The organism is Ktedonobacter sp. SOSP1-52 (assembly GCF_016587395.1).
Genome location: NZ_BNJH01000004.1, coordinates 771843 through 784338 on the forward strand (window position 1 = coordinate 771843; position 12496 = coordinate 784338).

The following is a 12496-nucleotide window of genomic DNA, read 5'->3' on the forward strand; positions in this document are numbered from 1 at the left end:
GCACTTTTGTTTATAAAAGATTTTAGATTACGGGTCAAGTGCAAGTATATCAAAAATTTATTAAAATTTTGGCAGGTCGCTATAGCAGGCGTACTTTTTTCCCTTGTGCGCCCAGCAAGGTATGTATCTCTCCCAGGCGGGTGAAGAGATCTGAGATACAGACTTGCCCAATGACCTGGAGGGCGGGCATATTGCCCAGGGGATTGACATGGATGATGCGGTCGGCGAGCGCGGACCCGCCATCCTGGATAGAAGAGAGATAGGTCTCGCTATCTCGCCAGACTTGTTCGGCATATTGGAGCAGGGAAGCTGGTTCATGGATAAAGATGCGTCGAGCGTCAGCGCTTGACATGCTAGCACCTTGAAGGCGCTCAGGAAGGTGCAGGATCTCATGCCATTTATCTTCATTCCAGATGGGTGGACGACCCTGGAGAATAAAACGATAGACATTATCCTCAGTGCGTATACAGTGTAAGAACGTAAAGGCAATATGGTTCCCGGCGCCTGGAAGTAGAAAGTGCCACTCATCGGTTGTGAGCTCTTGCACCGCTTCTTGTAGCGCCACGTGTACCCGGCGCTGCTCCTGGCGATAAAAGCTGATAATATCCAATATTCTACCGCTCCTACCATCTGGAATACGCAGAAATTCTTCTTTACCCCTGTCGAAAAATATTATCTTCTATTTCATCCTTATTGTCCAGTTCAACGGCTTAATAGTCAGGGGAGAGCAAGCCCGAGCGAGAGTTTTTTGGCCTCAACTCAAATGCCAGGGGAAGCACATTCTCTCTAGAGACATATTATCTTTGGTTGTGTAATTATTAGGGAGCATCGCACTGTGGAGTGCAAAGGGGCCAATCATAAAAGTTTTTTTCACTCCCATATCTTAGTCCTGCTTGTTCATTCTCATGCCCCTTTTAGGAAGAGCTTTTATGCTTGGTTGTAACATAAAAGCACCTGGAGTGTTTCAGATCCAGATGCTTTCTTTGCTTTCTTCTAGAGATTGTGACTGCGAAGTAGTTCTTGTGTGTGTTCAACTGCTTGCCGCAATTGAGGTGTGGCCCGGTGTATGGCTTGCGCTACAATATCTGTCTCTCCATAGCGACTCAAAATATCGGCGATGCGCTCCTCAAAGCTGACACGCTGGCCTTGAGGCCCCGTAGTCATATCACAGTAGTTGAGAGCTTTAGCAAGTGGTGAGTGCTCACGAGGGAACTGCGCAAGCTCACTTTCCAGTCCTCGTAACTGTGCCTCACATTGTGCTTCCGAGTGATGCGCGACGAGGGAGGCCAGGCGCTCATATCCCTGCGACCGTAAATAATTGGCTCCATCAATGGGATGAAAGCCTGTTCTCTTGAGCTCTGGAGCATATCCAATGTCATGTAGATAGGCAACTGCTATGAGATACGTTCCTTCATTCTCATCAAATACTTGGCTTACCCTGTGAGCTTGTTTTACTACGCTTTGTACATGGAGCCAACGGTTCCCTAAAGAACCAATGAGGCGTATTGCCTGATTAGAAGCCCATATTGTGATGGAATCCATGCTTGTATACCTTTCAAAAAGGTGCTCTTATACTTGGTTATAACATAAAAGCACCTGGATCAGAAACACTCTCAGATCTGGTATTCTATATGGGAAGAAAAAAGACCGAAAATAAAGTGTTTTTTGGCCTTTCTAGTGTCAAATTTGGTGTCATTGAGTAAAGCTCCAACCGATCAAAATGGATAGGTGCGCTCTAACAGCGATGATAGAGTGCATCGAAAGAAGAAATTTTTATACTTGGCGGAAAATTGCTAAAAAAAGTATTGACGAAACGGAGCAGTTGGTATATACTGTCGATGTCGTTGAGAGACGAAGCAAAATCTTCCTCGATAGCTCAATGGTAGAGCAATCGGCTGTTAACCGATGGGTTGTAGGTTCGAGTCCTACTCGAGGAGCCACAAAGGTCACCACTCTGGTGACCTTTTCTTTTTGCCCTCAAACTCCTCCTCCACACATCTTTCTCCCTCCTCTTCCACCTCTATAGGTGCCAGATTTATCGCGCACAAGGCGATTTATCGCAGAAATATAGAAATAGAGGCGCACACTCTCAAACGGAAAAACCTCTTCTGGGATAGGACGTCAGGCTATATGGTTGGTTGCCACCCTGTACTCAGGCGATTTATCGCCTTGCGCGCCGTAAATGTAGCGCCTATGGAGGTGGGAGGGGTGCTACCGCTCTTCCTTTGGAGGTTGTAAAAAAAGAATCACACCCAGGAAAATAGTCCAGGTTTGCGTCCTACCCATAAATGCGTTTATACTAGAATGTCTGCTAGATAAGAAGACACCTAATCATGATAATGAGGACGGCAAAAGGCTGTGACAGGCAAGACCACAATCAACTATCGCCATATGTTTACGAGTTTACTAGAGGCGGTGCCACTGGCAGCGTTTGTTCTTGATCGTGACTTGAAAGTTGTACAGGTCAACGCGGCCGCGCTAAAGTTATGTGGCAAAGAACGACTGGCCCGCCACGAAACGATCAGCCACCTCTTAAATAATGAGGCTATCGCACGCCTGGCACGCGAATGCGTACAGAGCGGTACCACACAGAAGGCCAGTATCGAGCGTACGCGGAGTAACGTGACCTGGCATGTAACGGTGGCTTCCCTTGAGCACCAGAGCAAGGCACGCGCAAAATATGAGCCTGGCAGCGAGGCGCACCAGGAAGAACACGTGGCTCACACCAGGGCAGAAGAGCCTGAAAGTCTGTATTTTCTCTTAAGCATCGAAGATATGGCGGAGATGCAGCGCTTAGAGAGTATTCAGCGCGAGTTCCTCGCCAATATCTCGCATGAGCTACGCACGCCACTGACTTCAGCGCTTTTACTTACCGAGACGCTTGAGGATGTGATCGAGACCGATTCTCAGCGCTCACTCCAGTTTCTCAATAAGATTGAGACCGAACTCCAATACCTTTCGAGCATGGTCGCGGAACTCTTAGAGCTATCGCGCCTGGAGGCCGGACAGGTGCCTATGAACTTTGAGTTCGTTGAGGCTGAGCAACTGGTGCGCGAGGTCATGGCTCGCATGCTTCCCCTGGCCCAGCGGCACCGCGTGAGTCTGCTGACAGATATTGAGCAGGGAACGACAAGAGTGCACGTGGACAGCAAATTAATCACGCGTGTCCTGTTTAATCTAGTACATAACGCCATCAAGTTTACTCCCTCAGGTGGTAAGATCACAGTGGGTACGACGAGGGTGAAAGGAGAACAGGCGAGACAGAGCTTCTTCGTGCGAGATACCGGTGTGGGGATGCGCGAGGAGGACCTGGCCCGCGTCTTTGAACGCTTCTATAAAGTAGATCGCGCCCGCGCTAAAGCCAACTTTATTGGTCCCGGTGGCGGTGGTGGTGCTGGTCTGGGTCTCGCCATTGCCCGCCAGGTGGTTGAGGCACATGGCGGTAGTATCAAGGCTGAAAGTGCAGTTGAAAAAGGTAGTATTTTTAGCTTTACTCTCCCGATTATACCTGGCTAGTAGCGTACTCAGGCAAGGTAGCGTCGGATAATTATCACTTCACACCTTCTCTGCGTCGTCTTTACTGGTTGGTACGTTTCATAGATAACTATCAATTCTTGTTGTAAGCTTGCGATGTAGCACAAAGAGTATGCATACCACCAGGGAAGGCAGGATGAGGGGCTATGGAGCCAGAATTAGAGGCTCGTCTTAATAGTACGAGTAAGCAGCAAATGGTCCAATTACTTGAGGAACTGCTTCAAAGGCACCCAGAGTTATTAACCGAGATGGCTGCCTTGTTAAGCGGAATAGCGCAGAAGGAAGATAAAGATTTGCGGCTCGACGATTGGGATGAGGGGAATATCGAGGAAGTCGTAATTCTTCCTTCCTCGCGTCACCCTGTCGCGCCTCCCATGGACCTGGAGGCGTATCGCCAGCGTGTGGAGCGGTATAGTGAGCGCCTGCGCCAGCGTGAGAGCGCTACCATGATTACCACTGATCTGGAGGAGTTGTTGTTTGAGGCGGAGCAGCGTACACTACAATATGATTACTATAATGCCCTTGGCATCTATGCGATTGTACTGGATGAACGTCTCAAGGAGCGGAATGCCACTCTGATACGTCTGCTAGATCACTCAATGGATGAAGTCATTCCCGACCTGGCGACCCTATTGAGCGAGGCCAGCAGTAGCCTGGGATATGATAGCAATGTCGCACCCCTCCTGAGCACTGAAGAGCGCCAGCACTGGCTCACCCGCCTGGTGACATTCTGGTTGAAACGCCTGGATAATCGCGAGATTGAGGAAGATCTCTCTGAGATTCTCCTGGATATGATCTGGCAAGAAGACATACCTATACTTATGGAGATGGTGACAAATGAGTTGCAGCGCCTGCGCAAAGGCAAGTCATCCACCATTGTAGATCTTAACCAGCAGTATCGCCTGCGTGTCCTGGAGCGCTTTTTAAAAGAGTTGCCGTATACGAAACAGGAGTAATGGCACGAGCATATGATTTTTTGACCTCCGTGCTCCTGATCGAAAAGTTTAGCTAAATAGCAATTTTTTAAGCAATTTTTTACACGATACAGATTGAAACAAAGCGGGATTCTGTGGTAACATCCACTCTAAGTAACTCATCAGGGGATACTCGAAGAGAAGAGAGCATTTACGAGAGACATTTAAACAGGTGGCAAGGGAGAGATGACGTTGTCATGTGCCAGGCTGACCTGGGTTCGTTGAACGTCGAAAAGGCGTCCATGATGCAGGAGGGGTGATGCTGCCTTTCCTTCTACCGGGAATGGCTCCTGGCATCACGTATTGGTGAGGAAGAAAGAGGAACTTTCTATGCGCAAGTTTATTATGGTTATCGATGACTCTGCTACTGTGCGCAAAATCATTGAGACATGTCTGGGGCGCGAGGGCTATCTGGTGCAGGGGTTTCCAGATGGCGTAGAGGCTATGCGCTGGCTCACGTTGCCCGAGGCCCAGATTCCAGACCTGATCTTATTAGATATTGGCCTGCCCAAGATGGATGGATATGAGGTTGCGCGCCGTCTCAAAGCCAGGCCTCAATTTGCGCATACCGTGATTGTGATGCTCTCACGGCGTGATGGCGTTATTGATCGCCTCAAAGGACGCCTGGCGGGCGCGAAAGATTACATACCCAAGCCCTTTAAGACCCAGGAAATTATCGCGGTAATCGATTCCCATCTTAGGGCACCAGCCTCGTCAGCTTCAAATTAGCGGATCATAAACGTCCAGGATCAGCCGATGAAGAAGGGATGCACAGGGCGAAAATGAACGAGTCATTTAATCAGGGAATGCCCATGCGACCGGAGGCAGCAGTGGATGGTGAGCATCAGCCACTTATCCTTCCACCCCATACCCTGGAGCAGTTGAGTGATGATGAGTTCTGGTCGTTGGCTCACTCAATGGCTGAGACGTTCGCCACGCCTGCTACAGGTTTACATGAGCAATACCTTGAATGCCATTTGCGTCAGGGGCGCTGCATTTTGCCACTGGAGATGCTGCTCGAGGTGATCTCATCTCCCTATCACTTCTCCATTTTTCCTACCTCTCCTCCCTGGATGCTTGGTGTACGTGCCTGGCGTGAGGAAATTCTTCCTATTGTGGACCTTGAGGCATATCTCACACAGTCTGTCGCTGACCGTGAAGCCGCCTCTCGAGGCGTAGGCCTGCTCCTCATCGCAGGTCACGAGGGAGTTGTACTGGGCCTTTATGTGATGGATGCGATCCCCATTCACCTCCCGCAGGAGACGTTCCAGGCCTTAAATTCTCCTGCCTCATCCTCGTCCCACTTGCCTAATGGCGTGATAAAGGGTAAAGTAGAGCCAGAAACGCCGCTACTTGATAGTGACCTTCTCTTTCAGCATATTATTCAATCGCTAACCATGTAGGGTCCATGCTGGCATGGACTCCGAGCGAAGCGATCTTGCCAGCGGCTGAATCTTAGCTTGTGGGCACAAGAGTCCATGCTGGCATGGACCCTACACCCATTTTTTAGCAAACACACTATTTTGCTGTCTATAGTGGCTCTCTTTACAAGAAGTAGCATGAAAACATCCAACTATGGAGAACGACAAGCACCCCTTGCCCTGGCAAGATGAAGATATCGAGAACTCCTTCGATTTTGCTCGCGAGCAGGAACTTACGCCTGAGGACCTGGCTATTATTAAGGCTTTTGAGGAGATGGATGACTCGCCCTGGCAGCAGGATAGCGAGCCAGGGTTGTTTACGCTTCCCACGCTCTCCTCTCCTATTGAAGACACCCTCGACGATATGCTCGTTATTTTTGTGGATGAAGTCGAGGAAGATATCGCGCGTATACGCCGGGCGCTGAACCAATTGGAGCAGCAGGATGGCACCTCTATCGATAGCGCCCGCCTGGTGACAGTCAAGCGAGCCGCTCACAAGATTCGCGGTTCGGCGGGTATGGTTGAATGCAGCAATCTCTCAACTATCGCACACTATCTGGAAGAGATCAGCGAATATGTGCTGGCCGGGCGCGTCGAGCCATTTCTGTCTTTGAACGCCCTGGTTCGTGGAGCACATGCACTCGAAGTCACGCTTGAGGGCTTTATCCAGCAAGGGAATGAGAGCACACAGCCACGCGAGGAACTTGAGGCTCTATTAAACGAACTCCATCTACTTCCCGCCGAGCGTGAGGAGGAAGAGTTTGAAGAGAGTGACCAGGTTACGTTGGCACGCGAGCTGATGCGCCAGATAAAGCCCATGGCCTCGTATGAGATGAAAGGGAACATCCCTTCAGGTGCAATCGCTGAGGAACTGACCTCTACGCCCTCTTCCTCGATGCGGGTTGAGCAGCGGCGCTTTGACCAGTTGCTACAACATTCCGAGAGCCTGATTGGGCAACGGATGCCGCTGGAACAGGCGCAGCGCCAAGTTGAGGGAGCTATGCAGGAACTCCAGGCCGCACAGATACGCCTACAACAACTTGAACCGCTCCTGGCCAATGCTCTCTTGCCAGAGAAAGAGGCCCCTGCCACAGGTGAGTTTCTCTCTTCTTCGTCGCTTATTCGCCGCATCCTGCAAGAGAAGCAGAGTGTAAAAGAACATTCGATTGTTCCCCAGCGCCCTAAATATATCCAGCCCATACTACGCCAATTTAAGCAACCCGGCCTCACTAGCCAGTGGCGTTTAGATGAGCTGAACATGGAACGCTATGACGAAAAAGATATGCTTCTACGCTCTTTTCGCGAGGCGGTGGCCGATGTTTCAGTGGCCTCCACACATGTCCAGAACTCGGTCGAACGCTATAACCAGGTCATTGCCGATTGCCTGAACCAGGTCATCAACGTGCGTAATGACCTGCGCCTCATGCGTCTGACGCCACTGAGCGTTATCATGCCTCGCCTGGGCGAAGCCTTCCAATGGTTTACCAGCGCCCAGGTGCAGTTTGAGATGAAGGGTGAGACGCTTGAGGTCGACCAGGAGGTGCTAACGGTACTCACTGAGCCGCTGGTCTACCTACTACAAACCTGTGTGCGCGAGGTACTGGCGGAGAGCGAAGAGGCCGGAACCAGGCGCGAGGGGGAAAAGTATCGTGTCTGGCTCCACGCCTCCCAGGAGGGAAGCGAACTGGAGCTTGAGATTGGTTTCTCTACGGCCCTGCCCGGTGGCGTGCTAACGCTCATCCACGAGCCAGTGCAGCGGCTCAATGGCAAAGTCGCCCTTGAGCGTAACGCCCAGGGAGGTGTGAGCTTCCATCTCTATCTTCCAACCTCGCGTGGTTCTACCCATTGCCTCCTGCTACGTTGTGGTGGCGAGAAAGTTGTCGTGCCGTTCTCTCAGGTGCAGCGCCTCGGCGATAGTACTCGTGAGCAGCTAGATCTGCGTTTCAATTTGAATGATCTACTGGATATGTCGCTGTCGTCTGCTCCCGAGACGGGCTCGGCGCCACTGGTAAGTGGACAGACGCTGCTGGTGTTGCCGCGATGGGGGACGCATCGCGAGGTTGGCATCGTCGTCGACGAGGTGATAGGCGAGGCCGAATTCGTCATTAAACCGCTTCCAGCACACCTGCGCCGCCCTGGCCTGGCAGGTACCGCCATCGATGGGCATGAGCATGTGTTACTGGTCCTGGAACTGCCAGAGCTAATTAAGACCTATACCACACACCAGCATGAGTTGAAGGAGCACGAGGAGAGTCCATACGTGCCGCAAAGAGCACATTCCGGCCAGGCCCAGGCCCCACGTATTCTGATCGCGGACGACTCGGTCTCGATGCGTCTCTCCTTGCGCCAGACCCTGACCCATGCCCATTATAATGTCATGGAAGCCAGTGATGGCCTGGAGGCCCTTGAACTCTTACAGGTTCATGTCCCAGATGTGTTGCTGCTCGACATTGAGATGCCCAATCTCAATGGCTATGATCTGCTGAATTTGATGCGCCTGCGCCCCGAACTATCGACCGTCAAGACAATCATGCTGACCTCGCGCTCCTCTGAGAAACACATGAAGCATGCTATGGAACTGGGCGCTTTCGGCTACCTCACTAAGCCCTGCCCCCTGGAACTGCTGCTTGAGAAGGTGCAGCAAGCCCTCAAGAAGTCGGTAGGGATCTCCACGATGAATCAGGAGGCTAGCGCGTCCGAAGGTGATTAATCACACTTCCGCGTTAGCCAAAAAACGTTCCATGATGTCATTTTGACTGCGAAAAGACGAAAAAGGAGTGGGCAAGTGACAATAATATCGCAACCATTGGTGAGCAATGGGTATACGCTCTCAACTGTTCCCGAGCGCCTGGGTTGGCTGACGCCGACTGATCCACACCTTCCGTTGAAAAAGCTGCACGAGATCTATGCAGAGCAGGGGTATATCTGGTTCAAGGGCATTCTCGATCGTGCGGAGATTCTAGCCTTCCGCCGTCACTATTTTACCCAGTTTCAGACCTGTGGTTTGCTTGCTAAGGGCAGCGACCCCGTGGAGGGGCTCTATAGTGGTGGGCCAGTGGATCGTGCGTGTGTGAGCCAACTTTTCAATGAGGCAGTACGCTGGCCCGAGTATGAAGCGTTATGCAAGACACCGCGCCTCTGGCAGTTTTACACCTCTTTCCTGGAGGCGGAGCCGCATCTCTTGCAGCGACGCCTGATTCGCCAGAACGTTCCCGGAGAAAAGAACTGTACCGCCGCCCACTATGACCTTATTTATCTGCGTGCAGGCACTAACCGGCTCTGTAGTAGCTGGATACCGCTAGGCGATTGTCCACCACAGATGGGAGGACTGGTCTACCTGGAGGGTTCCGACGCGCTTGGACGCAAGATGGAGGCCGAGTTTAGCGCGAAAAATGCCGAACTGCCTTTTGCAGAGCGCATTAGCGCCTATAACAAGAACATGCGCAAGGGAGGATGGATCAGCGCCAATTTGCCTGAAATGGCTGAGAAATTTAATACGCGCTGGCTGGCCGCCAACTATGAGGCTGGCGATATGGTGATGCATAGTCCCTATATGCTCCACGCGGCAACCGTGAACAACGATGCCCGTGGACGCATCCGCCTCTCTACAGATATCCGCTTCCAGCGCCTCCAAGATCAGGTTGATCCCCGCTGGAACAACGACTGGTCAAATACAGACGGCCTCTAATCCTTCTGTGCCTGTGGCACTCAGGGGTAAGGTGTGTATGGAAAATGGCTTTGCCGTTTTCCATACACACCTTACCCCTGACGAGCATAGCGAGCCGAGGCAAGGCCTGGTAGGCGCAAAGGCTTCCTTGATTTCTACCTGTGCCAAAGGTATAATTAACGGAAAGTCTTATCAGTAGTTATTATGTATGGAGATGTCTCTTGAGTAATCATTCTTCCTCCCACTATAGCAGTGGGGCGGCGAGCAATGGCCACAGCTTTCGCCGTGAGCGTACCGGGCATCTCACCGGGCAGCTCCAATCTCCCGTGTCATTGACGCCAGAGAAGGGATACTATAGTGGCCAGTCATTTGATTTTGATCAGATGATTCAGTCTCTCCACGAGCTGTTTGAGCACGATCGCCAGATCGCCAGCCAGTCCGATGCGACGCGTTGCGGCATCTGCTATCTTCATTTTTCTGTGGGTGAACTCCATTACCGCGAAGAAGGTTTTTATGTCTGCCAGAATTGCGCACAGGGGCTGGGTAAGCATGGCCTGCCTATGGTACGCAAACAGCAGAAGCTATAAATTAAACTGTTGGATAAATGATATGAGGTTGGCTGAACTTCTGCAGAAGTTCAGCCAACCTCATATCATTTATCCAATGAACTCTTTATTCGATAATGGCGGCTTCTTCGGCCTCTTCATACTCCTCTGGCTGGACTTCGAGGAGGTCATCCGGGCTATCCAGGCGGTCCAGGAAGAGAATGCCATCCAGGTGGTCGATCTCATGCTGGAGGATGCGTGCGAACCAGCCCTCGGCATTGACGCGAACGGGCTTGCCTTTAACGTCAACACCTTTGACGACGATTTTTGCCGCGCGACGAATGTTGTTTCCTACGTAGCCAGGGATGCTCAAGCACCCTTCCTGGCCGCGCTCCTCGCCCTCGGCCTTAACAATCTCGGGATTGAAGATTGCGACCCTGCGGCCCTCGTACTCAGCGACGAAGACGCGGATCGAGAGCGCGATTTGGGGAGCTGCTAATCCAACCCCGTTGCTCGCGTGCATCGTCTCAAACATATCATCGACGAGCTTCTGGAGCGATGCATCGAAGCGATGCACCTTCTTGGCCTTCTGGCGCAAAATTGGATTTTCAGATGTAATAATTTGACGCATAGCCATTGGATATTCTTATCCCCTGCACTGCAACTAATGCACTCCGGGCAGAGGGCCCCCTTGTGAGTAACCATACACTGCCACTATAATTGGCCTATATAGTATCATATGAAAGGTCGCAGGCGCAATCTTTATGTCAGCACAGGAGAGATCAGAGGCGCGAGTCGCATCTATGAGAGATGCGCTGGCCGCGTTTATCGACCAGCAACGGCTCCTACCAGCCTCGGGCGGCAGGTTAGTTGTCGCCGTCTCAGGCGGGGCCGACTCGCTCTGCCTGCTCCACCTCTTGCGGAGCCTGTGTGGACCAGGCAAGCGTTATCCCACCCTCCAACTGCATATCGCGCACCTCAATCATCGCCTCCGCGAGCCAGTGAGTAGCCAGGACGCTGCGGCAGTAGCCGAGTTGGTGCGTGCCTGGGGACTTCCCGTAACTCTTGGCGAAGAGGATGTCCAGGCACTAGCAAAGCGTGAGCACCTCTCGTTGGAGGAGGCAGCGCGTGAGGCACGTTATCGCTTCCTACGCCGGGTCGCGGCTGGCGATCCTATCGCGGTCGCTCACCACCGGGACGACCAGGTGGAGACGCTCGTGCTCCACTGGATACGCGGCGGTGGCATCGCCAGCATGAGCGGTTTGCAGCCGCGCCAGCAGGATATAATCCGCCCCCTGCTCATCTTCACACGCGCGGATACGCTGGCCTACTGCTCTCAGCATGGCCTGACTCCCCTCGAAGATGCCAGCAATGCTGATCTCCGCTACCAGCGCAACTGCATTCGCCATGAACTCCTCCCCCTTCTGGAGCAACTCAATCCCAATATTCGTGCCACGCTCCTGCGCAACTCAGAGGTCATGCAGGTAGACGCGGCCTGGATCGAGGTTCAGGTCGATCAGCACTGGTCAGCCGTCGTCTCGCATGAAGAGACTGAGACTATCGCCCTACGCCGCTCAGCACTACTGGCCTTACCCTTAAGCCTGCAACGCCACCTCTGGCGCCGGGCCAGTGCCAGCTTATGCGCGGGCCAGTCGCCGCTCGAATTGCGCCACTATACGCTGATCGAGCAGGCTCTAAGCCAGGAGACAGGCGAGGCACTCATGCTCCACCTGCCGGGTCAGCTACATTTCTGGCGCCAGGGTGAGCAGGTGCTGCTCAAGCGTGTGACAGAAGAGCAACAACCGCCCCAGATCGTTCAGAATAACGTCGAGCTTATTTTGCCAGTGCCAGGCGCGGTGGCGGTGCCCGGTACTCCATGGCTGGTACGTGCTGAATTTGTGGCAGAGGAAGAAGAGGCCGAGATACTGGAGAGCTTGCGTACGAAAGACATGACCCAAACCTGGCACAAACTTGCATCCAACAGATATTCTGTATATATTGATCGAATACATCTCGACTCAGTTCTCCGTGTGCGCACCAGGAGGGCGGGAGACCGTATTCGTCCCCTGGGGATGGCGCATAGCAAAAAGGTGCAGGATATATGCGTAGACAGGCATATCCCGCTCCAGGAGCGTGATCACATTCCGCTTATCTTCTCGCGTGCACAATGTATCTGGCTAGGAGGAGTATGTATCGATGACCGTGTCCGCCTGACAGGCGAGACCCGTCACCTGCTCCACCTCACCATGCAGAGAGTATAATAAGTAACTATTATGGATGCGATGCCAAAGGGATATCTCATATGAGGGTAGAGCATATGCAACCATTGCAGCCGCGATACCTTATACCAGGGTA

The 12496-nt window shown here is 52.3% G+C and carries 11 protein-coding genes and 1 tRNA gene; 9 read left to right on the top strand and 3 right to left on the bottom strand.

The features are described from left to right. Positions 1-79 precede the first annotated feature (79 nt). Positions 80-610, bottom strand: a complete 531-nt coding sequence (locus JMJ16_RS38500) for a DinB family protein (RefSeq protein WP_201390101.1) — start codon at positions 608-610, stop codon at positions 80-82. Positions 611-993: 383 nt separating this feature from the next. Beyond that, positions 994-1542 carry an HD domain-containing protein gene (locus JMJ16_RS38505; RefSeq protein ID WP_201390103.1) on the bottom strand — a complete coding sequence of 183 codons (549 nt, stop codon included), beginning with the start codon at positions 1540-1542 and terminating at the stop codon, positions 994-996. 323 nt (positions 1543-1865) lie between these two features. Here JMJ16_RS38505 and JMJ16_RS38510 point away from each other — a divergent pair. From JMJ16_RS38510 to JMJ16_RS38545, 8 genes are all read left to right on the top strand, one after another. Beyond that, positions 1866-1940 (top strand) — tRNA-Asn (locus JMJ16_RS38510). Positions 1941-2358: 418 nt separating this feature from the next. Continuing rightward, entirely contained in the window at positions 2359-3516 is a 1158-nt protein-coding gene (locus JMJ16_RS38515; protein ID WP_201390104.1) for a cell wall metabolism sensor histidine kinase WalK, read from the top strand. Between the two features lie 164 nt (positions 3517-3680). After that, entirely contained in the window at positions 3681-4490 is an 810-nt protein-coding gene (locus JMJ16_RS38520) for a hypothetical protein (RefSeq protein WP_201390105.1), read from the top strand. A 348-nt stretch (positions 4491-4838) separates the two neighbouring features. After that, complete coding sequence (locus tag JMJ16_RS38525; protein ID WP_007913149.1) at positions 4839-5237, top strand: response regulator transcription factor; 399 nt, start codon at positions 4839-4841, stop codon at positions 5235-5237. 53 nt (positions 5238-5290) lie between these two features. Beyond that, positions 5291-5911 (top strand): chemotaxis protein CheW, encoded by a 621-nt coding sequence (locus tag JMJ16_RS38530; RefSeq protein ID WP_201390106.1) that lies wholly within the window; start codon positions 5291-5293, stop codon positions 5909-5911. 172 nt (positions 5912-6083) lie between these two features. Then, positions 6084-8639: a response regulator gene (locus tag JMJ16_RS38535; protein WP_201390107.1), complete on the top strand. Its 2556-nt coding sequence runs from the start codon at positions 6084-6086 to the stop codon at positions 8637-8639. Between the two features lie 75 nt (positions 8640-8714). Continuing rightward, positions 8715-9617: a phytanoyl-CoA dioxygenase family protein gene (locus JMJ16_RS38540; RefSeq protein ID WP_201390108.1), complete on the top strand. Its 903-nt coding sequence runs from the start codon at positions 8715-8717 to the stop codon at positions 9615-9617. A gap of 200 nt (positions 9618-9817) precedes the next feature. Then, on the top strand, positions 9818-10183 hold the full coding sequence (locus JMJ16_RS38545; protein WP_201390109.1) for a hypothetical protein: 366 nt from the start codon (positions 9818-9820) through the stop codon (positions 10181-10183). An 85-nt stretch (positions 10184-10268) separates the two neighbouring features. Here JMJ16_RS38545 and def read toward each other — a convergent pair whose 3' ends face one another. Next, the gene (gene def, locus JMJ16_RS38550; RefSeq protein ID WP_201381664.1) at positions 10269-10778 is read right to left on the bottom strand and encodes a peptide deformylase; all 510 of its coding nucleotides are present in this window, start codon (positions 10776-10778) and stop codon (positions 10269-10271) included. Between the two features lie 127 nt (positions 10779-10905). On the opposite strand from def, the gene tilS reads away from it, so the two are divergent. Then, on the top strand, positions 10906-12402 hold the full coding sequence (gene tilS, locus JMJ16_RS38555) for a tRNA lysidine(34) synthetase TilS (protein ID WP_201390111.1): 1497 nt from the start codon (positions 10906-10908) through the stop codon (positions 12400-12402). Positions 12403-12496: the final 94 nt, after the last annotated feature.

Excerpts from the sequence above, each read along its gene's own strand:
- JMJ16_RS38505 (WP_201390103.1), bottom strand. The coding sequence starts at position 1,542 with ATGGATTCCATCACAATATGGGCTTCTAATCAGGCAATACGCCTCATT.
- JMJ16_RS38520 (WP_201390105.1), top strand. The coding sequence starts at position 3,681 with ATGGAGCCAGAATTAGAGGCTCGTCTTAATAGTACGAGTAAGCAGCAA.
- JMJ16_RS38525 (WP_007913149.1), top strand. The coding sequence starts at position 4,839 with ATGCGCAAGTTTATTATGGTTATCGATGACTCTGCTACTGTGCGCAAA.
- JMJ16_RS38530 (WP_201390106.1), top strand. The coding sequence starts at position 5,291 with ATGAACGAGTCATTTAATCAGGGAATGCCCATGCGACCGGAGGCAGCA.
- JMJ16_RS38535 (WP_201390107.1), top strand. The coding sequence starts at position 6,084 with ATGGAGAACGACAAGCACCCCTTGCCCTGGCAAGATGAAGATATCGAG.
- def (WP_201381664.1), bottom strand. The coding sequence starts at position 10,778 with ATGGCTATGCGTCAAATTATTACATCTGAAAATCCAATTTTGCGCCAG.
- tilS (WP_201390111.1), top strand. The coding sequence starts at position 10,906 with ATGTCAGCACAGGAGAGATCAGAGGCGCGAGTCGCATCTATGAGAGAT.